Source organism: Mesorhizobium sp. RSR565B (assembly GCF_054719465.1).
In genome coordinates this window covers 350,281-370,390 of record NZ_JBTTIE010000001.1, presented here as the reverse complement: position 1 = coordinate 370,390, position 20,110 = coordinate 350,281, and the positions used below count along the sequence as shown (strand labels likewise).

At 62.7% G+C, this 20,110-nt stretch carries 16 protein-coding genes; 8 read left to right on the top strand and 8 right to left on the bottom strand.

The genetic code is table 11. From position 1 onward, the window contains the following. Positions 1-155: 155 nt before the first annotated feature. Positions 156-1,007, top strand: coding sequence for a hypothetical protein (locus ACYG9R_RS01835; protein ID WP_023727808.1), 852 nt, complete (start codon positions 156-158; stop codon positions 1,005-1,007). A gap of 314 nt (positions 1,008-1,321) precedes the next feature. Here ACYG9R_RS01835 and ACYG9R_RS01830 read toward each other — a convergent pair whose 3' ends face one another. Continuing rightward, the gene (locus ACYG9R_RS01830; protein ID WP_081726871.1) at positions 1,322-2,365 is read right to left on the bottom strand and encodes an acyltransferase family protein; all 1,044 of its coding nucleotides are present in this window, start codon (positions 2,363-2,365) and stop codon (positions 1,322-1,324) included. A 171-nt stretch (positions 2,366-2,536) separates the two neighbouring features. Continuing rightward, positions 2,537-3,262, bottom strand: coding sequence for a 3-keto-5-aminohexanoate cleavage protein (locus ACYG9R_RS01825; RefSeq protein ID WP_023824096.1), 726 nt, complete (start codon positions 3,260-3,262; stop codon positions 2,537-2,539). A 297-nt stretch (positions 3,263-3,559) separates the two neighbouring features. Between ACYG9R_RS01825 and ACYG9R_RS01820 the strand changes: the two genes are divergently transcribed. Then, on the top strand, positions 3,560-4,642 hold the full coding sequence (locus ACYG9R_RS01820) for a transposase (protein WP_460221803.1): 1,083 nt from the start codon (positions 3,560-3,562) through the stop codon (positions 4,640-4,642). A gap of 305 nt (positions 4,643-4,947) precedes the next feature. Here the strand turns inward: ACYG9R_RS01820 and ACYG9R_RS01815 are convergent, their stop codons facing one another. Continuing rightward, complete coding sequence (locus ACYG9R_RS01815) at positions 4,948-5,421, bottom strand: MarR family winged helix-turn-helix transcriptional regulator (protein ID WP_031199558.1); 474 nt, start codon at positions 5,419-5,421, stop codon at positions 4,948-4,950. 152 nt (positions 5,422-5,573) lie between these two features. On the opposite strand from ACYG9R_RS01815, the gene ACYG9R_RS01810 reads away from it, so the two are divergent. After that, positions 5,574-6,389: a p-hydroxycinnamoyl CoA hydratase/lyase gene (locus ACYG9R_RS01810; protein WP_023701859.1), complete on the top strand. Its 816-nt coding sequence runs from the start codon at positions 5,574-5,576 to the stop codon at positions 6,387-6,389. 47 nt (positions 6,390-6,436) lie between these two features. Next, positions 6,437-7,930, top strand: a complete 1,494-nt coding sequence (locus tag ACYG9R_RS01805; RefSeq protein ID WP_081726899.1) for an AMP-binding protein — start codon at positions 6,437-6,439, stop codon at positions 7,928-7,930. Positions 7,931-7,951: 21 nt separating this feature from the next. Here ACYG9R_RS01805 and ACYG9R_RS01800 read toward each other — a convergent pair whose 3' ends face one another. From ACYG9R_RS01800 to ACYG9R_RS01790, 3 genes are read right to left on the bottom strand one after another with little or no spacing between them, the layout of a single operon-like run. Then, on the bottom strand, positions 7,952-9,259 hold the full coding sequence (locus tag ACYG9R_RS01800) for a c-type cytochrome (RefSeq protein WP_023824406.1): 1,308 nt from the start codon (positions 9,257-9,259) through the stop codon (positions 7,952-7,954). A gap of 10 nt (positions 9,260-9,269) precedes the next feature. Further along, positions 9,270-11,573 (bottom strand): xanthine dehydrogenase family protein molybdopterin-binding subunit, encoded by a 2,304-nt coding sequence (locus ACYG9R_RS01795; RefSeq protein WP_023824407.1) that lies wholly within the window; start codon positions 11,571-11,573, stop codon positions 9,270-9,272. A 15-nt stretch (positions 11,574-11,588) separates the two neighbouring features. Continuing rightward, positions 11,589-12,041 carry a (2Fe-2S)-binding protein gene (locus ACYG9R_RS01790; protein ID WP_023824408.1) on the bottom strand — a complete coding sequence of 151 codons (453 nt, stop codon included), beginning with the start codon at positions 12,039-12,041 and terminating at the stop codon, positions 11,589-11,591. Between the two features lie 174 nt (positions 12,042-12,215). On the opposite strand from ACYG9R_RS01790, the gene ACYG9R_RS01785 reads away from it, so the two are divergent. The 4 genes from ACYG9R_RS01785 (at position 12,216) to ACYG9R_RS01770 (ending at position 16,071) form a co-directional block, all read left to right on the top strand. Beyond that, the gene (locus tag ACYG9R_RS01785; protein ID WP_023824409.1) at positions 12,216-12,638 is read left to right on the top strand and encodes an OsmC family protein; all 423 of its coding nucleotides are present in this window, start codon (positions 12,216-12,218) and stop codon (positions 12,636-12,638) included. A gap of 44 nt (positions 12,639-12,682) precedes the next feature. Continuing rightward, positions 12,683-13,207 (top strand): carboxymuconolactone decarboxylase family protein, encoded by a 525-nt coding sequence (locus ACYG9R_RS01780; protein ID WP_023824410.1) that lies wholly within the window; start codon positions 12,683-12,685, stop codon positions 13,205-13,207. 118 nt (positions 13,208-13,325) lie between these two features. Then, positions 13,326-14,069, top strand: coding sequence for a 2OG-Fe(II) oxygenase (locus tag ACYG9R_RS01775; RefSeq protein WP_023715114.1), 744 nt, complete (start codon positions 13,326-13,328; stop codon positions 14,067-14,069). Positions 14,070-14,448: 379 nt separating this feature from the next. Further along, entirely contained in the window at positions 14,449-16,071 is a 1,623-nt protein-coding gene (locus tag ACYG9R_RS01770) for an ABC-F family ATP-binding cassette domain-containing protein (protein ID WP_023824411.1), read from the top strand. A 45-nt stretch (positions 16,072-16,116) separates the two neighbouring features. Here the strand turns inward: ACYG9R_RS01770 and ACYG9R_RS01765 are convergent, their stop codons facing one another. Further along, positions 16,117-18,738, bottom strand: a complete 2,622-nt coding sequence (locus ACYG9R_RS01765; protein ID WP_031199562.1) for a bifunctional diguanylate cyclase/phosphodiesterase — start codon at positions 18,736-18,738, stop codon at positions 16,117-16,119. A gap of 262 nt (positions 18,739-19,000) precedes the next feature. Then, complete coding sequence (locus tag ACYG9R_RS01760) at positions 19,001-19,894, bottom strand: hypothetical protein (protein WP_023824413.1); 894 nt, start codon at positions 19,892-19,894, stop codon at positions 19,001-19,003. Positions 19,895-20,110: the final 216 nt, after the last annotated feature.

The following is a 20,110-nucleotide window of genomic DNA, read 5'->3' as shown; positions in this document are numbered from 1 at the left end:
AGGCGGGTTTTTTGTTTTCAGCATACCTTTGAAGGTTCATCGCCGCCTTTGAGGCTGGCGGGACAGCGCCGTTCGGGGCGCTGTGTTCGAAGGCGAAAAAGCAAACGGCGCAAGAGGTGTGCTTCGAATTTCATGGAAAGGAATGGTGAATCGATATGAAGAAGATTTTTCATCTGTTGGTGCTAACTGCAATCTGCACCATTGCTGCTACCATGGTGCCAATTGGCGCCGCATATGCCCAGAATGCGCCCTACTGGCGTGCGGACTGGGAGGAGGGGCCTTGCACCGGAGCCTCGTGCTATACCGACTGGTCTTTCGTTCAGGCGGAGGATCCCGCGGAAGCTGATCCCAACCTGAACGCAATTGTCAGCGGCTTGGTCTCGACCGGCGCGGGGAATGTATCCTCGCACGGCGGCAACAGCTTCGGAAAGTTCGAAACGACGGTGGCTGCCATCAATGCTGGAAAGCCCCATTCCAAAGTCTACAAAGAGTGGCTCTTTCCAGGCGGCCTGGCCAAGAACGACGCTTTCGGACGTCCGCTCCAGGCCGTGTCGCCATCAGGGATCGATGGGACCTATGTCTCGTGGTTTTTCATTCCGTCCAATTACCAGGCGGCCAATGGCTGGACGAATATCTTCCAGTTCAAGGTGACCGAGCAATCGCCTTTCTCGCAGGAACCAACGTGGTGGGTCAACTTGCGCGACAGTCAGACTGAGGATTTGCTGCTGCTGCATGTGGAAAATGCGGCAGCCGGGACCTACAATCCGGCTAATGATGTTCCCGCACCGAAGGGCCGTTGGTTTCAGCTGCGCGCGGATCTCTATGAAGGGGTGGGCATCGATTGGTATCTGGACGGGGTGTTTTGGCAATCATCGTCAAACGCAACGTGGCCGGTCGGGCGGGATTCAGACGGATCAGGTACACCTCAGTCATTTGTGTTTGGCGTGGGTCACTATGGTGGAGTTGGCAAGATCTATACGGACGATGCCTATTTGATCGCAAAATAGCTACTGCCAAATTGCCCTGACGCATAAAACACTAAGCTGCTTCGGGTCCAAACGGGGCAGCTTTTTTTGCACTTGAGCACGTCGCGTTTGAACGGGACCCCTGCGACGCGCTTAAGTCTCTGTTCATGCATGTCGTCGTCCCAAAACCGCTGTGCATTTTGGGGCGACAGGCAGTCGAGGATGTGCGCGACAGCACTAGGCGACGGAGTTCGAAGACGATCTTGCCGCCGCCGTGGTCGCTTGAACGCGACGCGAGGTCGTAGTGAGCAACGCACCCGCGTAGCAGGCCGACCGAGTTGCGGCGTAGCCGCAACTCACGCCTTCACCTGATAAGCGGAGAGGCTCATTCGCGACATGGCCAAAAGCGGCCTTTCAATAAAACTATAACTCGCCAGGGACACGGCGATGCAGGCGGTGACAATAGCTATGCCTGCAAGCCATGGTGACACATTGGCGGTTGCAACGACAGGAGCGATCGCGAGCAGCACGATAGGATGGGTCAGATAGAGAGAGTAGGAAGCATCTCCCAGCCTTGCCAGCACGCGAGGAGCAAAAAGTCGGAAGTAGCTCTCCAGGCTGATGCAACCCGCGACAAGGATCAGCGCCGGGATACCTTGAGCAAGGGTTCGCGGCAAGTTGAAGCCAAGTACCATCACCAGTGTGGACACAATAGCGAACCCGACAGCCGAGGCACCCAGGAAAGCGGGCAAACGCACCAGTCTGCCGACCAGATGGCCGACAGCCATGCCGGCAAGGAACTCAAACAGGATTGGCGTGGTATAGAAAAACAGCACAGTGTCGGCGGCGGGTTTGAAGATAATGCGTGCGGCTACGGCGATTGCAAAGACAACTCCAATGGTGGCCATTTGCGTCAGCGCACCAAAACCCATAGTCGCCGCGAACAGAATGTAAAACAGGATTTCCAGATTGAGCGTCCAACCCACGCCAAGCACTGGCTGGACATAGCCTGTGGCCGTATCGAGATAGGGCACGAAAAGCAGGCTGTTGGCAATCTGCTCAAAGGACACTCCACGACCGGCAAACAGACAAAGTGCGGCGACCATGAGGAAGGTCATGACCCAATAGAACGGAACGACGCGCGTGAACCGCTGCATCAAAAAAGCACGGTGGTCGCGATGTCTGTTCTCCGTCGAGAGAACCATGACGAAACCGCTGATGACGAAAAACAGGTCGACGCCGCTGTTTAGAATGGGAATAGGCAAATCGAGCACGCCTAGTGCGGCCGGAAGATGATAGATAACAACCATAAGGGCTGCTAGCCCCCGCAGGGTCTGTATCGATGTATATTGTTGAATCCGACGCGGCGCAGCGTGATCATTATCCGGAATGACGTTCATTAAAAAAGTCCCCGATGCGGGAGAATATTAACATAGATGAGACCGTTGATGCGACTATTAACTGCCGGTTTAATTAATACATAAAATTTGAATAGCTTCCACCGACTTTCGCGGCCCGGGCCTTGCGATCGCCATCGTCTCGGCGATGCCTTGGCGCGCTGCTTGTATGCGCTATCGCCCGGCCTGGAAGATCGCCACCGCTGCCGCCGTCAGCGCGGCATTGCCGGCCGCAACCGTGCCATCCGGCAGATGCTTCCCATCCTCCAGCCCGACGCGCGTCGACCAGTTGCGATCCGCCGCACGGCGCACGAACGGCCACACCGTCGCGTTCTCGCCATGCAGCAGGATGGCACGGCGAATGCCGGCGCGCTCCAGGACCTGTTCGATGCCGTCGGCGACCGCAAAAGCCTCGTCTAGCGTCTGCTCGGAAATCTCGATCAGGACGCGCAGCACGCGCCCGCCATGGTCGAGGCTGACGAGACGCTCGGCGTCGGCGACTGAAGCCAGACCGGCTTCGATGCCGATGCCGCGCTGACGCAGGCTTTCCATGACGATGGGTGCTGCCGCCTCGCTGAGATTGACCGAGGCATAGTCCGGCAGTTCGCGCCAGGCGGCGATGGCGACCAGCGTGCTGACGTCGTCGTTCTCGATCCAGGCGCCGGTGGAGACGCCGATCAGCGTACCGGGGCATGCGCGGCGAAGTGCTGCGATCGTCGGGTCCATCGCCGCCGGCGAAAGGCTTTCGCGGCGGTCCGCTCCGCGCGCATGGACATGCAACTCGGCCGCGCCCGCGGCAATAGAAGCCGCCCCATCGCGCGCCATCGCCTCGGCATCGAGCGGCAGCGTGGGGTGAAAATCGGCGGCGCGCGCGCCGTTGATGCAGGTCTGGACGATCATGGCTCTCGCGATCCGGTTGCCGATGGGCGAGCCTAGCAAAGAGCAGGGTGGAGAGGAAACGGGCGCGGTGAAGACTGCTGGCAGAGTGTTGCGCCAAACCTGGGCAATGCCGAGTTCCTTCGCACCCCCCTCTGGCCTGCCGGCCATCTCCCCCTCAAGAGGGGAGATCATCTGCGCCTACGGCGTCGCAACGTTGGAGATTTGGCGAAGGCAGAGGTGAGGTCCAATCTCCCCCCTTGAGGCATAGGCGCTAAGATAGGTATTGCCTTGCGGAATCGGGTGTGATTCTACGCTGCGATGACACACGAATCGCTTGTTGATGACGGCTGGGCCGAGACGATTGAGCTTCTGGGCGGCGAAGAGTTGATCGCAGGAAGTGCCCGCGAGACGAAGGCGTTCCTGCGCCCGCGCGGCGTCAGGTCGGCGAGCGACCTGTTGCGCCTGACACTGGCTTACTGCCTTGGCAAGGTTGGCATGCGGGGCGTCGTGGCCTGGGCGGCGGCGAGCGGGATTGCCGACATTTCGGACGTGGCGTTGCTCGGCCGGCTGCGCAATGCAGGACCATGGCTGCAGCAGTTGATTGGGCACCTTTTGAAGCGCGAGGATGCAGGTTTGGCCAAAGGCCGGCTGATCCGCATCCTCGATGCGACAGCGGTTGCCAAGGCCGGTGCGTATGAGAAGAAGAACAATGGTCTTTGGCGCATGCACTGCGCCTTCGAGCTTGAGCGCGAGCAGTTCGACTTCCTCGAGATCACCGACCAGAGCGAGGCCGAGTTGATCGACCGCGTGCCGGTGGTGGCGGGCGAGATCCGCATCGGTGACCGCGCCTATCTGCAGGCCGAGCGGATCGCCAAGGTGATGGCGCAAGGCGGCGATGTTGTTGTGCGCGCGTCGTGGAAAAACGCGCGATGGCTCGACGCCAACGGCAGGGCGTTCGATCTCATCGGCTACCTGGAGAGCTGCCGGGAGGAAGTCTGCGAAACGCCTGCCCGGCTGGCACTCAAGAAGGGCGAGCCTGTGAAGATGCGCCTGATCGCCTTGCGCAAATCCGAGGCCGCGGCACAAGAAGCGCGGCGCAAAATCAACAAGGAAGCCAGGGCCAAGGGCAACAAGGTTCAACCGCAGACGCTGATTGCGGCCGGCTTCGTCCTGCTTGTGACCTCGCTTGACCGGGAGGAGTTTCCCGCCGATACGGTCCTCAAGCTCTACCGCATGCGCTGGCGCATCGAACTCGCCTTCAAGCGCCTGAAGAGCCTGATCGGGCTGCGCTCTCCTCCCGCCAAAGACCCAAGGATCGCAAGGTCTTGGATCCTTGCACACTTCCTCATCGCGCTTGTGACCGAACCCCTCTCGCAGGAGTTGGGTGTCTCTCCCCCTTGAGCGACGGGCGCCCGCTACTGTGGCGCGCCACCCGCCAGATCGTCGCCTCTCTGATCGCGACCATCTTTACTCAACCTTCCTTGGCGGCCCTGCGCCAAAATCTCCATGCCTTGCGATATCGCTGGCGCGAACCACCACGAAAGCGCAAATTTCAGTCCATGCCAAAGCTATCTTAGCGCCTATGCCCCTTGAGGGGAGATGCCCGGTAGGGCAGAGGGGGGTGTCTCGCGTAAACCTCAGGTGGTGTTCGGCGTCGCCGCGCCCATCATCGCTACGATCAGCACCGAAGCACCCCGGCCTCCCTTTCAATCGCCGTCCTCGCTCCAGATCAGCCGTAACAGCCGCAGCAGTGTTGCCCGATCTTTTTTCGTCAGCCGTTGCAGGAACCGGTCCTCGTGGTTGCGCACTTTGAGCCGCCATGCCGGCATGGCGGCTTTGGCTGCCTTGGTCAGAGCGAGCACCTGCACGCGCCTGTCCTGCGCATGGTCATTGCGCTCGACCAGCCCGCGCTCCTCGAGTTCGGCCAGCAGCGGCGCCATGTTGGCGCTTTTCATGCCGAGCCGGCGGCAAAGCTCGCCGGCGCTGATGCCGGGCCGTTCGTCGATCAGCGCCAGCATCCCGTAGGTGACCGGGCGCAGTGAGGCATCGGCCATCTCGGCGGCGAAATCATTGAGCGCCAGGGTCGAAGCGCGCCGCAGATTGTAGCCGATCTGTGCGTCGAGCCTGTCTTCAGGCGCCACCCTAGCCACCTTGCCGCTGCGGTCCGATGTCTCGTCCATGCTGCAACCGATCGCTGCGACCAAGGTTCTTGTCAAGCAAAAAAGACTATGCAACATAGCAATTCTAAAAGCTATGTCACATAGCGATTGATGCAGGGGAAGAGCACAACTCTTCTCCCCGCCACAGGAACGCAAGCCGGAGGAGAGTTGCCATGACCGAAGAGACCGTTGCCTTCGACATCGAGGACGGCATCGCCTGGGTGCGCTTCAACCGGCCTGAAAAACGAAATTGCATGAACCCGGCGCTCAACCGGCGCATGATGGAGGTGCTCGACCAGCTGGAATACCGCGACGATGTCGGTGTTCTGGTGCTGTCGGGCGAGGGCAGTGCGTGGTCGGCGGGCATGGACCTCAAGGAGTATTTTCGCGAAACCGAGGCCAAGGGGCTGGGCGCCGTCCGCAAGGCGCAAGGCGAGGCCTATGGCTGGTGGCGGCGGCTGCGCTGGTATCGCAAGCCGACCATTGCCATGGTCAATGGCTGGTGCTTTGGCGGCGGCTACGGCCCGCTGTTTGCCTGCGACCTCGCTTTCGCCGCCGACGAGGCGCAATTCGCTCTGTCGGAGATCAACTGGGGCATCCTGCCCGGCGGCGGCGCCACCAAGGTGGTGGTCGATCTCCTGTCGATGCGCGACGCCATGTATCACGCGCTGACCGGCGAGCTGATCGACGGCAGGAAGGCGGCGGCCTGGAAGCTGGTCAATGAAAGCCTGCCGCTGGCGGAGCTGAAGCCACGAGTTACCGAGGTGGCGAACATCCTGCTGAAGAAAAACCCGGTGGCGCTGAAGGCGACCAAGGATGCTATCCGCCGCGTCGGCGAGATGACCTACGACAATGCCGAGGACTATCTGGTGCGCGCGCAGGAAGCGGCCAATTCCTACGACAATGACGGCCGCAAGGAAGGCATCCGCCAGTTCATCGACGAAAAGAGCTACAAGCCCGGGCTCGGCGCCTATGACAAGGCGAGGTGATCCCGGCGACCGACTGAGCCGAGAGTGAGGGCGCAATCCGGGAGAAGATGCGAATGCCGGCCTGGACGACTTCAGACCCCGTGGCGCTGCACGCGGGCGCGCAGCCGCAGCGCGTCGCCTGCGTCGATCTCGCATCCGGGCGGCGCTGGACTTACCGTACGCTCGACGAGGCCATCCAGCGCGCCATGGCTGTGCTGGAAGACTACGGCATCGAGCCGGGACAACGCATCGCGACGCTCGCCCGCAACAGCGCCGATCTACTCATCGCGCAGCAGGCCGCCATGCGGCTCGGCGCCATCTTCGTGCCGGTCAACTGGCGCCTTTCCGCCGTCGAGCAGCAGACGGTCCTGGCCGATTGCGAGCCGGTGCTGCTGCTGCACGACGCGGCGCTGATTACGGCGCTGCCAAAAGGCTGCGTACCTGTGGAGGTCAGGGCCTTTGCCGCGGCGGTCGAAGCGCAAGCGCCCGCGCTACGACGCGCTTTGCCGGCGGGCGATGTACCGTCGATCATCCTCTACACCTCCGGCACATCGGGCCGGCCCAAGGGTGTCATCCTGACCGAGGCCAATGCGTTCGCCACCGCGGTCAATTTCGGCGTGCTGGGGCGGGTCGGCAATTCCAGCATCTTCCTCTGCGACGCGCCGATGTTCCATGTCATCGGCCTCATCACCAGCCTGCGTCCGCCCTTGCTGCAGGGCGGCACGGTGCTGATCTCGTCCGGCTTCGAGGCCGGCCTCACCAACCGCCGTCTGGCAGACCCGGACCTCGGCGTCACCCACTATTTCTGCGTCCCGCAAATGGCACGGATGCTGCGCGACGGCACCGCGTTCGCGCCGGCGAACTGGACCACGCTGACGGCCATCTTTACCGGTGGCGCGCCCAATCCCGCCGCCGACATCCTTTGGTGGCTGGAGCAGGGCGTGCGCATGGTCGACGGCTTCGGCATGACCGAAGCCGGCACCGTGCTCGGCATGCCGGTCGAGGCACACCAGATCGCCCGCAAGGCCGGCTCCGCCGGCCTGCCGGCGCCGTCTTTGTCGCTGCGCATCGTCGACGAAGATGGCCACGGCGCCGCAGCCGGCGAGCCGGGTGAGATATGGCTGTCAGGCCCCAATGTCACGCCGGGCTACTGGAACCGGCCCGATGAGACGGCGCAGGCCTTTACATCGGATGGCTGGTTCCGCACCGGCGACATTGCGCGCCGCGACGAAGATGGTTTCGTCACCCTCGTCGACCGCCGCAAGGACATGTTCATTTCGGGCGGCGAGAACGTCTATCCAGCCGAGGTCGAGATGGCGCTGCTCGATCATCCCGACATTTCGGACGTCGCCGTCATCGGCATCGCCGACCAGCGCTGGGGCGAGGTCGGCCGCGCCTTCGTCGTGCTGAAGGCTGGCTGCGTCCTCGATCCGGCGGCGCTCGCGGCGCACTGTGCGGCTCGCATCGCCCGCTACAAGGTGCCGAAGGAATTCCTGCTCACCGACGCGTTGCCGCGCACCGCCTCCGGCAAGATTCAGAAACACATCTTGCGCGGGCGGTGAGATCGGGCTTCACCGCCGTCCTCACTGCGCCCGCGCTTTGGCCACGTCGGCCGGTGTGATGGCGGATTGCTTGCCGCCGAAATGCGCCAGCACATAGTTGCCGAGCGCCGCGATCTCGACATTCGAATAGGCATTGGCGAAAGCCGGCATCGCCTGCTTGCCGAGCGGCGTCGTCATATGCGCGCCCTTCAGGATGACCTGGATGAGGTTTGTGCCATCGGGGTCGTTGACCGTGCGGCTGCCGCGCAGCGCCGCATAAGGTGTCTGCAGCCCTTCGCCGTTCCATCCGTGACAGCTGGCACAGGCGCCCTGGAACAGCTTCAGGCCGAGCCCGCCTTGCGCCACTGAATCGGCAGACGGAGCGTAGGCGATGGACGTCGTCAGTGTTGCCGGCGGCTCGACTTCGACGATCGCCTTGTCGCTGCTGACTTGCGGCGGAACGGTTTTTACGTAAGTGACGATCGCCTTGATGTCTTCCGGCGTCAAATGGCGCAGGCTGTAGTCGACGGCTTCGCCCATGTTGCCGGTGGCCGCACCACGCCCTTCCGCATGACCCTTGGAGAGATAGTTGGACAGCTGCTCCTCGCTCCAGCTTCCGATGCCGGTCGTCTTGTCCGAACTGATGTTGTAGGCCTTCCAGCCCTGCAGTTCGGCGCCGGCGAATTTCTTGCTGTTGTCGAGCCCATAGAACAGGTTGCGGGGCGTGTGGCATTCGCCGCAATGCGCCATCGCTTCGGTGAGATAGGCGCCGCGGTTCCATTCCGCGCTCTGCTTTTCGTCTTGTGGCAACGGACCGTCGGGAACGAACAACAGGTTCCAGAACCGCAGGACATAACGCTGGTTGAACGGAAAACTCAGATCGTTCTTCGGCGCCTCGGCGTGCACCGGCGGCAGGCTGAACAGATAGGCCTTGATCGCCAGCGCATCTTCCGTGGCCATCCTGGCATAGGAGGCATAGGAAAAGGCCGGATAGAGATTGCGGCCTTGCTTGTCGATGCCCTGATGCAAGGCACGCACGAACTCCGCGTCGCTCCAGTCGCCGATGCCGGTTTCCTTGTCGGCGGTGATGTTTGGGGAATAGACGGTGCCGAACGGCAGCTTGAAGGCAAGGCCGCCGGCATAGGGCGTGCCGCCTCCGGTTGTGTGGCAGGCGACGCAATCGGCCGCGCGCGTCAGATATTCGCCGCGATCGATCAGCGCCTGACCGGTCGGCAGTTTCGCTGCCGCCACGGAGACGTCCGGCAGCGACGCCGGTTTGAACAGGAAGATCGCAACGCCGGCGGCGATGACGACCACGACAGCGAGGAGGATACGGACCAAACTTCTCATGGCCTGGCCCTCACAGCGCTTCGGCTTCGGTTTCGATGCCGGTCTCCGGGCGCTCCCTGCTGTTCGCCAGCACCGCCAGCAAGGGTGCTGCGGGCGGCGGCACCATCGACACGCTGGTCTTGTCGGCGCCGTCGCTCTTCAGCTGGTTGCGGTCGATGGGCAGGCTGCGCAGGCGTTTTCCCGTCGCGGCGAAGATCGCGTTGGCGAGGGCAGGGCCGGCCGAAACCGTTGCCGTCTCGCCGATGCCGCCAGGCAATTCCAGGCTCTTGACGTGATAGACCTCGATCTTCGGCGCCTCATTGTTGCGCAGGATGCGGTAGTCGTGAAAATTGCTCTGGTCGACGCGGCCATTGCTGAAAGTGATGCCGCTGTAGAGCGCCGCCGACAGGCCGAAGATCAACCCGCCTTCGATCTGGGCTTCGACCGTGTTTGGGTTGATGGCGATGCCGCAATCGACGGCCACCACCGCGCGCTGCAGCGTAATCTCGCCGGCCGCTGACACCGAGATTTCCAGCACCGCGGCCATGAAGCTGCCGAAGGCATCGTGCAGGGAAATGCCGCGGCCGCTGCCGGCCGGAAGCGGCGAGCCCCAGCCCGACTTTTCGGCCGCAAGCTCGAGCACGCCTGCGGCCCGCGGCTGGTTCTTCGTCAGCGCCCGGCGATACTCTACCGGATCCCTGCCCACCGCATTGGCGAGTTCGTCCATGAAACTTTCGACCACGAAGACATTGTGCGTCGGTCCGACGCCGCGCCACCAGGTGATCGGCACCGGCGGGTCCTCGCGCACCCAGTCGACCTGGATGACCGGCAGATCATAGGGCGGTTTGGCGGCGCCCTCAACCGCGTCGTCATCAAGCTTGTCCTGCGGCCAGCCGCCGGGGATGTAATTGCCCAACACCGAGCCGCCGGCGACATGGTCGATCCACACCGTTGGCAAGCCGTCGGCGCCGAGACCGGCTGATATCCGATCGTAGTAGGTCGGCCGGTAGAGGTCGTGCTGGATGTCTTCTTCACGCGTCCAGATAACTTTGACCGGGTAGCTCACCTGTTTGGCGATCGCCACCGCCTGGCCGACATATTCAGCGACAAGCCGGCGGCCGAAGCCGCCGCCGATCAGGTGATTGTGCACGATGATCTTGTCGAGCGGAAAGCCCGTGACCTGTGCCGCCCAGCCTTGCGCCTGGGTGGGCACCTGGGTGCCGAGCCAGATCTCGCATTCATCGGCGCGCACATGCACGACGCAGTTGACCGGCTCCATCGGCGCATGGGCCAGGAACGGCAGCTCATAGCTCGCCTCGACCGTCTTGACGGCGGCTTTCAGCGCGCCGGCGACGTCGCCTTCCTGGCGCGCCATGATCGGTGTCTTGTTTTTGGACGCAGCCTTCAGCGTGTTCATCATATCGGCGCTTGAAAGCCTGGCGTTGGCGCCTTCGTCCCAGGTGATGGTGAGGGCCTCGAGGCCTTTCTTGGCCGCCCAGAAATGATCGCCGATCACGGCGACCGCATTGTCCAGCCTGACGATATCGCGCACGCCTGGGACGGCGCGTGCCGCCGTCTCGTCCACATCGCCGAGCTTGCCGCCGATCACCGGACAGGCGGCGACCGTCGCCACCTTCATGCCGGGCACGCGCACATCGATGCCGTAGACCACTGCGCCATTGACCTTGCCCGCCGTGTCGACCCGGCGCAGCGACTTGCCGATTAGCTGGAAATCCTTGGGGTCCTTGAGCTTGACGTCGCTCGGCACCGGTTGCTTGCCGGCTGCGTCGGCGAGCGCGCCATAGGCCAGCTGCCGGCCTGTCGGCTGATGCGTGACCACGCCAAGCTTGGCGCTGCATTCCGAAATCGGAACCGCCCATTGCGCGGCTGCTGCCGCAACCAGCATCGTGCGGGCGACGGAGCCTGCCTTGCGCAGCGATTCCCAGGTAGCCCGCATCGAGGTCGAGCCGCCCGTTGCCTGGCCGCCAAGCGCAGCGGTGGCGTACAGCTTGTCGTTGGGCGGTGCGTCGACGACCTTCACCTGGTCGAGGCCGACTTCCAGTTCCTCGGCAATCAGCGTCGCTTCACCGGTGTGGGTGCCTTGTCCCATCTCGATGTTGGGCAGGATGAAAGTGATCTTGCCGTCGCTGTCGATGCGGATAAAGGCATCGGGTGAAAAGGCGGCGGTGACGTCGCCCTCGACGGGCTCGGCGGCGGCAAAACCGGGCCTGGTGCCGGCGCCCAGCATGGTGAAGCCGAGCAGAAGGCCGCTGCCCTGCAGGAAGGCACGGCGCGAGGTGAATTTTTGGGTGGGGGAGGAGGACGGCTTGCTCATGGCTGGCTATCTCCCTCAGGCCTTCGCGGCCCGTTTTATGGCCGCTCTTATTCGCGTGTAGGTGCCGCACCTGCAGATATTGCCGGACATGGCGGCATCGATATCGCTGTCGCTCGGGTCGGGGTTGCGCTCCAGCAGCGCCGAGGCCGACATGATCTGGCCGGACTGGCAATAGCCGCACTGGATCACTTCAAGGTCGAGCCATGCCTGTTGCACTTTCTTACCCGATGGCGTCGCTCCGATCGCCTCGACGGTGGTGACATGGCGCGACCCAACCGACGCGACCGGCAACACGCAGGATCGCACCGGTTGCCCGTCAAGCTGCACCGTGCAGGCGCCGCACTGGGCGATGCCGCAACCGAACTTCGTGCCGGTCAGGCCGATGACATCGCGCAGCACCCACAGCAATGGCATATCGTCCGGCACGTCGACACTGCGATCCTCGCCGTTTACATTGAGCGCAATCATGGGCCTCTCCTCGGTTATCCCCATCCCCGTGGACAATGCAGTAGGCACCTGTTTGCCGGTCGTGTCTAATCACATGCATGTTGGTCGGCACCGCAACGCGTGTGCAAATCGCACTCGTGTGCGCGCCACAGTGCCCCTGATCTTTGTCGGGCTGCCGGCTGAAAGGTTTTTGCGATGGCTGAGTTGAAGGTCAGAACCCGCGTCACCGGCGCGACGGCGACGCTGCAGCCCGGCGGCTTGCCTTCCATCACCACTCCGACCGGCGGTGCAGTCGATGTCGTCACCGGCATCAGCGCGCCGGGCTTCAATCCGCTCGACCTGCTCTACGCCTCGCTCGCCGCCTGCATGGTGCTGAGCGCGCGCATCGCCGCCTCCCGCCTCGGGGTTGCCGCCGCGCTTGGCGAGGTGCGCGCCGAGGTCAGCGGCGAGAAGGCCAAGGACGAGCCGTCGCGCGTCGAAAGGCTCAACATCAGGCTCGACATCTCAGGCGATCTCGACGCTGCGACCAAGCAGCGGATCGTCGAGGACGCCGAAGCGATCTGCACGGTGTCCAACACGCTGCGCGCCGCGCCGCAATTGCATACGACGCTTGGGTGAGGGCTTCGCAGAATGCCTCGCTGCCACCAACCAAGGACCGTCCCATGGCCATGATCCCGCCGATCGACTACGCCTCGGCATCGCATGACATCCGCGCCGAGCACGACAGGGAGCTTGGCCTGCGCGGACGCATGACCAACATGAAGCGCATCCTGCTGCATTCACCGGCGGCCCACCGCATCTATGCCGAATGGGTCACCCTGCGCGATCTGCTCAAGCCCGCACTCGACGACCGCGCTGTCTGGCTGTTGTCGCTGGCGATCTCCGAGAGATGCCGCGCCGAGATACCGCTTACCTTCTTCCGCCGCGCGCTGATCGACAGCGGTCTTGATCCCGAGGCGATCGAGCCCAGCGCCGACGAAGCTTTGCTGATCGAATTCGGCAAGGCAGTCGCTGCCGATACCAACGCCGTTCCCGACGATGTCTGGGCGGCACTCAAGGCTGGCTACGACGACACACTGCTGGTCAACCTCGTCGCCTTCGCCGGCATCATGGTGGCGACCTGCGTGTTCACGAATGCGGTGCGCGTTGATCTCGACCCGGAGCTGGAGGTGTATCGCAAGCGGTGAAGCGCGTTTTCCCTTCTCCCACAGGGGGCGAAGGGGAAGATCGCGCTTCACCTCCGCAGGAATCGGGTGGTTCACGCCCGCCGTTCGCCCCACTTTGATCACATCAAAGGAGGCATCGATGACCATCCATTCGATAAGCACCAAACGCGCAGCCCATTCGGCCGAAGCGCGCGTCGCAGCGCAGGACTGGAGTGCTCTGATCGGCGAACTGAACAGCCACGGCAGCACCGTCATGCCGGCGCTGCTTTCACCCGAGGAGTGCACCGAGATCGCCGGTCTCTATCCGCATGAGGACCATTTCCGCAGCCATGTGGTGATGGCCCGCCATGGCTTCGGCAAGGGCGAGTACCGCTATTTCCGCTATCCGCTGCCGGATCTGGTCGGTGGCCTGCGCACCGCGCTCTATCCCAGGCTGGCCGGCGTCGCCAACGACTGGAACGAACGCATGGGCGCGGCACGGCGCTATCCCGATGACCACGCCGCCTTCCTCCAGCTTTGCCACGAAAGCGGCCAAACGCGGCCGACGCCGCTTCTCCTGCAATATGGCCCCGGCGACTTTAACTGCCTCCATCAGGACCTCTATGGCGACCTCGCTTTTCCGCTGCAGGTCGCAATCCTGTTGTCGCAGCCGGGCGAGGATTTCACCGGCGGCGAATTCGTCCTGACCGAACAGCGCCCGCGCATGCAAAGCCGTGCCGAAGTGGTGCCGCTGACCCGGGGCGATGCGGTGATCTTTGCTGTCCACAACCGCCCGGTGCAAGGCACGAAAGGCCATTACCGCGTCAACCTCAGGCACGGCGTCAGCCGCCTGCGCTCCGGCAGGCGGCATACAGTGGGGATCATTTTCCACGACGCGAAGTGACAATTCGTCGGACACAGCCAAAGCACTTCACTACCGGCTGCTTATTGACATGGCGAGTTCGGCGGAACAGTCTCCGCTTGTGTAAGAGAGGGGAATTTATGAAACGATCCTATGAGAAGCCGACACTCGTCAGACGGGGCAAGCTCGCCTCGCTCGCCGCCCAGCAGGTGCCGTCAATAGAAGCGGAAGTGCCCGCACCGAACTGAGTACAGAAGCTGGTTCAAAAACAGCCCGTTGCGCAAAATCGCGCGGCGGGCTGTTTTGCATTCTGGAGGTGCGGACCGCAGCGGCTTTTGCGCGCGGCGTCAAATGGGCGCTTCCTCTGGCGCGGCCGATCGCGTAAGGGCCGGGGAAAATCCTCCAAGGTTCTTCCAGTCGCATGATCCGTCTTGAAAGCATCAGCAAGCAGAACGGCCGCCAGCTTGTCTTCATCGAGGCCTCGGCCTCGCTACAGAAGGGCGAGAAGGTCGGCCTTGTCGGCCCGAACGGCGCCGGCAAGACGACGCTGTTTCGCATGATCACCGGCCAGGAACAGCCCGACGAAGGCCAGGTGCAGGTCGATCGCGGCGTCACCATCGGCTATTTCAGCCAGGATGTCGGCGACATGGCGGGCCATAGTGCTGTGGCCGAAGTGATGAACGGCGCCGGGCCGGTCAGCGACGTGGCGGCCGAAATGGCCGAACTCGAGGCGGCCATGGCCGATCCCGAGCAGGCCGACCGGATGGACGAGATCATCGAGAAGTACGGCGAGGCGCAGCATCGTTTCGAGGAGCTCGACGGCTATGCGCTCGATGGCCGCGCCCGCGAAGTGCTCGACGGCCTCGGCTTTTCCCAGGAAATGATGGACGGCGATGTCGGCAAACTGTCCGGCGGCTGGAAGATGCGCGTGGCGCTGGCCCGCATCCTGTTGATGCGGCCCGACGTCATGCTGCTCGACGAGCCGTCCAACCATCTCGATCTCGAAAGCCTGATCTGGCTGGAGCAGTTCCTGAAGGGTTATGAGGGCGCGCTGCTGATGACCTCGCACGACCGCGAGTTCATGAACCGCATCGTCAACAAGGTGGTCGAGATCGACGCCGGTTCGCTCACCGCCTATTCCGGCAATTACGAATTCTACCAGCAGCAGCGGGCGATCGCCGACAAGCAGCAGCAGGCGCAGTTCGAGCGCCAGCAGGCCATGCTGGCCAAGGAGATCGCTTTTATCGAGCGCTTCAAGGCGCGGGCGTCACACGCCGCCCAGGTGCAGAGCCGGGTGAAGAAGCTCGACAAGATCGATCGTGTCGAGCCGCCCAAGCGCCGTCAGATCGTGAATTTCGATTTTCAGCCGGCGCCGCGCTGCGGCGAGGATGTCGTGACGCTGAAGAACGTCCACAAGGGCTATGGCAGCCGCTCGATCTATGAGGGGCTGGATTTCCAGGTCCGCCGCCGCGAGCGCTGGTGCATCATGGGCGTCAACGGCGCCGGCAAGTCAACGCTGCTGAAGCTGGTGGCAGGCGCTTCCGATCCCGACACCGGCACGGTCGCGCGGGGGCCGAGCGTGAAAATGGGCTATTTCGCCCAGCACGCCATGGAGGTGCTGGAGGGCGAACGCACCGTGTTCCAGACGCTGGAGGACGCGTTTCCGCAAGCCGGCCAGGCGCCGCTCAGGGCACTCGCCGGCTGCTTCGGCTTTTCCGGCGACGAGATCGAGAAGAAATGCCGGGTGCTGTCGGGCGGCGAAAAGGCGCGCCTGGTGATGGCGTTGATGCTGTTCGATCCGCCCAATCTGCTGGTGCTGGACGAGCCGACCAACCATTTGGACATCGCCACAAAGGAGATGCTGATCACGGCGCTGTCGCAATACGAAGGCACCATGCTGTTCGTCTCGCACGACCGCCATTTCCTGGCCGCACTCTCCAACCGCGTGCTGGAACTGACGCCAGAAGGCATCCACACCTATGGCGGCGGCTATACCGAATATGTGGAGAGGACCGGGCACGAGGCGCCGGGGCTGCGGATCTGACGCAGGTCCTGCGTCCGCATTTGCGTCCAGCAAAGCCAGGATTTGTCAGCTCGCCGCCAGCCATTTGCGCGACTGCGCGAAGGCCTTGAAGACTTTGGCATCCATCGGGTAGCCGAACAGGAAGCCTTGCAGGATGTCGCAGCCAAGCTCTTTCAGGATGCGCGCGTGCTCCATCGTCTCGACGCCCTCGGCGATCACTTCGATCCCGAGCGACTTGCCGATGTCGATGATGGACGACACAAGCTGCCGCTGTGCGGTTGAGCTGGTGATGGGGGTAACCAGCTGGCGGTCGATCTTGAGGCGACGGGGCCGCAACTTCAACAGCGAGACGATCGAGGCATGCCCGGTGCCGAAATCGTCGATCTCGACGTCGATGCCGAGCCCCTTGATGTGTTCGATGTTCCAGCTGACCAGCTCGTCGTTTTCGTCGAGGAAAATCGACTCCACCAGTTCGAACGACACGGTCCCTTCCTTGATGGGAAGCTTGCGCAAACCCTTGATCAGGTCCCTGTCTTCCAGGCGCCGTGCGGAAACGTTGACCGAGACGCGCGGGATGTTGAGGTGGCTGCGCGACCAACGCTCGAAATTATCGAGCGCCTGCTCCAGGACGGTGCGGTCGATAAGCGCCACGACATTAAGTTCTTCAGCCACCTTGATGTAGGCGTCGGGGGTCAGCATGCCGCGTTGCGGGTGATCCCAACGCGACAGCGCCTCGACGCCGACGATCTCCAGCGTCTTGGCGTCGAACTGCGGCTGATAGTAGACGATGAATTCGTTCCGCTCGAGCCCGCCCAGAATCTCGTCGGCGGTCTGCTTGGTCCGCACGATCTCGCTCTGCAGCTCTTCGTTGAAAAACTCGTAGCGGTTGCGGCCGCGGCCTTTCGCCCGGTACAGCGCCAGATCGGCATTGACAAGCAACTGCCTTGCATCGACGCCGCTATTGGCCGCAATGCCGATGCTGACGCCGAACCGGCACTGGTGACCCAGATAGTCGACCGGCTGGCGCATCGCATCGATAATGTGGTCGGCCAGCGCGGCGAGTTCCTTGTCGTCGCGTCCATGGCTCAGCACGACAAACTCGTCGCCGCCGATGCGCGCAACGAAATCGGCACTGCCGACGCTAGCCTTGATGACTTTCGAAGCATGCACCAGCAATGCATCGCCCGCTGCATGGCCGAGCGTGTCGTTGATCTGCTTGAACCGGTCAAGGTCGAGATGCAGCAACGCCGCACGGCCGTCGGCTTCGCGGTTTTCGGCAAGCATCTCGTCCAGATACCGACGGTTGGGCAGACCGGTCAGCGAATCATGCATCGCGACATGCTCGATGCGGGCTTTGGCCAGGTTCAGTTCGGCATTTTTCGATTCTGAAAGGCGACGTTCACGCACGAGATTCTCGTTGAGCAGCACGTCGCCTGTCACATCCCATTCGGCGCCGATCATTTTTGGCGTGCCGTCGATGTCCCGGAAGAAACTGGCGCGGGTGCGCACATGGCGAATGGTGCCGTCCGGCCGCAGGAGCCGATACTGCGAAGAGTAGGGGCCTTGTGTTGCAACAGCCGAATCGAAATCTGCTTTAGCCCGTTCGAAGTCTTGGGGATGGATCGCCAGCGCCCAGTCGTCATAGCTACGGGTCTTGCCGCCGCCGGGTTTGCCATAGATTTCGTTGATGCGGTTGTCCCATACGAGTTCGTTGCTGACGGTATCGTGCTCCCACACGCCTATAGCAGAGGCTTCCAACGCCAGCTCCAGCCGCCGGGACAGGCGCCTCAACTCGGCGTCACTTTTCTGCCGCTCACCGAAAAGACGTCCTGCCACGAGGATCGGCAGCACCACCAGCGCGCCGGCAAGCGCCATGAGCAGACGCAACAGCCACTCATTTTTCGGAGCGGTCGGCCAGCCGCCCTTCGGTATGGCTGAAATTTGCCAGGAGCCTGAAGGCAATTGCACCTCTGCCATCACCGGATTGCCGGACACGACATTATCGCCGCCGAAGAACAGTTCCCCGCCGCCGCCGAGCGCATCCTTGCCGATAAGCGCCACATCGATATCCAGATCAGGGTCGGTCAGTCCGCTGGCAGCGTAGAGCCGATCGACATCGATCACGGCCGAGACGATACCCCAGAAACGGTCGCCGCCACCCGCCGTCGGCACGAAGACCGGGATACGGCCGATGAAGCCACGTCCGCCTTGCGCCAGTTTGACCGGCCCGGCGAGCACCAGCGCGCGCTGGTCACGGGCGCGAAGCGCGGCCATGCGTTGCGTATCGCTCTTGCGGTAGTCCAGCCCGATGGCTTTTTCATTGCCTTCCAGCGGATATATCAGCGCGATGACGAGGTCGGGGGCGCCGGCAATATCGCGCAACTGCGATTTTTGCTCGAACAGATTACGGGCGAGTGCCGCAAATCTTTGCTGGCCCATATAGGGCTCGGTAACGATTGTCGAAACGAGACCCTGAACCAGCTGGAGATTGCCGCCTATGTTGCCTTCGAGCTTGGCGCGTATGATGTTGACCTTGGCCAGGACGTCGGCGCGCGCCAGCTGATCGGAGACCTCTCTGTTCCTCTGGTCGGCAACCAGGGCGCAGACGAGAAGCACGACAAAGGCAATCGCCGCCGGCAAGTTGGCGGAAGAAAAAACGGCCCGTTTCAACCGGCCGGAATTGAGCATTGCACCTGCCAACTCGATCCGAAGACCTTTCCAGGACAGTAGTCCTTCGGTCGACCATAGTAGCTAAAGCTTAAGTTTGAGCTTCGAGACGAATCCGAGAACAAACGGTAAGCTTTTGGCTGCCAGGGTCCAGCCGAAATCTGAATGAGTGTCCGAAAGTAGGACGCCAGGTTGCAGCGTTCTGCAACCCAGCGGCGAAGTCATATTCGCCTCAGATTGCAACAAGCCGCCTGATCTTGCCGCGCGGGCCCTTGCGGGAGGCTTACTTCCCAGCCATTTGATCGGCCAGCGCCTGCGCCTGGGCGAGCAGCGCCGGGAAAGCCGGGTCAGCCGGCAGGCGCTGCGCCATGCAGGCCCGGTAGTCGCTGTCGCCCTTGTCCCAGGCGGCGTTGGAGGACTCGAACGCTTTTTCGTCCTTCAGGTCCGATGCCTGGTAGGCCTCCTGGAATTTCTGCGCGGCGGCGTCCGCAGCAGCCCACACGGCGTCGCAGGCGGCGATCTTCGGAACGGCAGGGGCTGCCGGCGCTGCGATAATTCTCACGCTGTTGCCTTTGACGAGCGTAACGATGACTTCCTGCTCATAGATCGGCCCGACGTCCTGCGTCCAGCCGCCGAGCCGTGCGAAGGCGATGTCGGCGCCTTCGGGTTTCTTCAATGGAAAGTCGAGCGTTCCCTCGAAGGCGGCGTCGCTGTTGATCGCCTGGGTATAGAAGGCATCCAGCTTAAGCGCCTCATCGATGCCGGCGGGCAGTTTGAAACTTTCGTCGGTCTCGGCGGTTCTGGACTGGAGCCAGCGCTCCAGCAGCCCTCGCGTCGTTGCCACCAGGCTGGGGCCGTCGTCGCCCTTGGTGTATCGCAGCCCATCGAGCATGCCATAGCCGATATCGGAGTCGCTGAGGCTTTCGATATTGATTGTGCCGGTTGGCGGAAAGTCCCTGACCGCCAGCGGCCCGATAATGCCGGCAAGACGCTGCTGGAGGTCGGCCAGCGCCTTCTCGTTCTCAGCGTCGATGGTCTCGATTGCCGCGTTCGCACTGTTCAGCGCCGCGATATCAGCAATCGCCTTGTCACGCGCGGCCACATAGTCGTCCTCCGGCGAGGCCGTGAAAGCCACGCTGCTCACCAGCGCAAACAGAAACGTCCAGACCCACCGCATGATATAAACCCTGCTCTACGTTCGATTCCAAGGATACATGACAACATTGGGCTGAAAAAAGACGGCGTTGGAGCTGCCCCCTTGAGGAAGGAGATGGCCGGCAGGCCAGAGGCGTCGTTGCGCTTGAAGCGCTGACTCCTTTTGCAGCGCGAGACGACGTTAGCGCTTCACGCGCAACGACCCCCTCTGTCGCCTTCGGCGACATCTCCCCCTCGA

Coding starts and splice junctions, on each gene's coding strand:
- ACYG9R_RS01805 (WP_081726899.1), top strand. CDS start 6,437: ATGCGAATGCCGGCCTGGACGACTTCAGACCCCGTGGCGCTGCACGCG.
- ACYG9R_RS01775 (WP_023715114.1), top strand. CDS start 13,326: ATGACCATCCATTCGATAAGCACCAAACGCGCAGCCCATTCGGCCGAA.
- ACYG9R_RS01825 (WP_023824096.1), bottom strand. CDS start 3,262: ATGATCGTCCAGACCTGCATCAACGGCGCGCGCGCCGCCGATTTTCAC.
- ACYG9R_RS01815 (WP_031199558.1), bottom strand. CDS start 5,421: ATGGACGAGACATCGGACCGCAGCGGCAAGGTGGCTAGGGTGGCGCCT.
- ACYG9R_RS01795 (WP_023824407.1), bottom strand. CDS start 11,573: ATGAGCAAGCCGTCCTCCTCCCCCACCCAAAAATTCACCTCGCGCCGT.
- ACYG9R_RS01765 (WP_031199562.1), bottom strand. CDS start 18,738: ATGCTCAATTCCGGCCGGTTGAAACGGGCCGTTTTTTCTTCCGCCAAC.
- ACYG9R_RS01770 (WP_023824411.1), top strand. CDS start 14,449: ATGATCCGTCTTGAAAGCATCAGCAAGCAGAACGGCCGCCAGCTTGTC.
- ACYG9R_RS01760 (WP_023824413.1), bottom strand. CDS start 19,894: ATGCGGTGGGTCTGGACGTTTCTGTTTGCGCTGGTGAGCAGCGTGGCT.
- ACYG9R_RS01780 (WP_023824410.1), top strand. CDS start 12,683: ATGGCCATGATCCCGCCGATCGACTACGCCTCGGCATCGCATGACATC.
- ACYG9R_RS01830 (WP_081726871.1), bottom strand. CDS start 2,365: ATGAACGTCATTCCGGATAATGATCACGCTGCGCCGCGTCGGATTCAA.
- ACYG9R_RS01810 (WP_023701859.1), top strand. CDS start 5,574: ATGACCGAAGAGACCGTTGCCTTCGACATCGAGGACGGCATCGCCTGG.
- ACYG9R_RS01835 (WP_023727808.1), top strand. CDS start 156: ATGAAGAAGATTTTTCATCTGTTGGTGCTAACTGCAATCTGCACCATT.
- ACYG9R_RS01785 (WP_023824409.1), top strand. CDS start 12,216: ATGGCTGAGTTGAAGGTCAGAACCCGCGTCACCGGCGCGACGGCGACG.
- ACYG9R_RS01820 (WP_460221803.1), top strand. CDS start 3,560: ATGACACACGAATCGCTTGTTGATGACGGCTGGGCCGAGACGATTGAG.
- ACYG9R_RS01800 (WP_023824406.1), bottom strand. CDS start 9,259: ATGAGAAGTTTGGTCCGTATCCTCCTCGCTGTCGTGGTCGTCATCGCC.
- ACYG9R_RS01790 (WP_023824408.1), bottom strand. CDS start 12,041: ATGATTGCGCTCAATGTAAACGGCGAGGATCGCAGTGTCGACGTGCCG.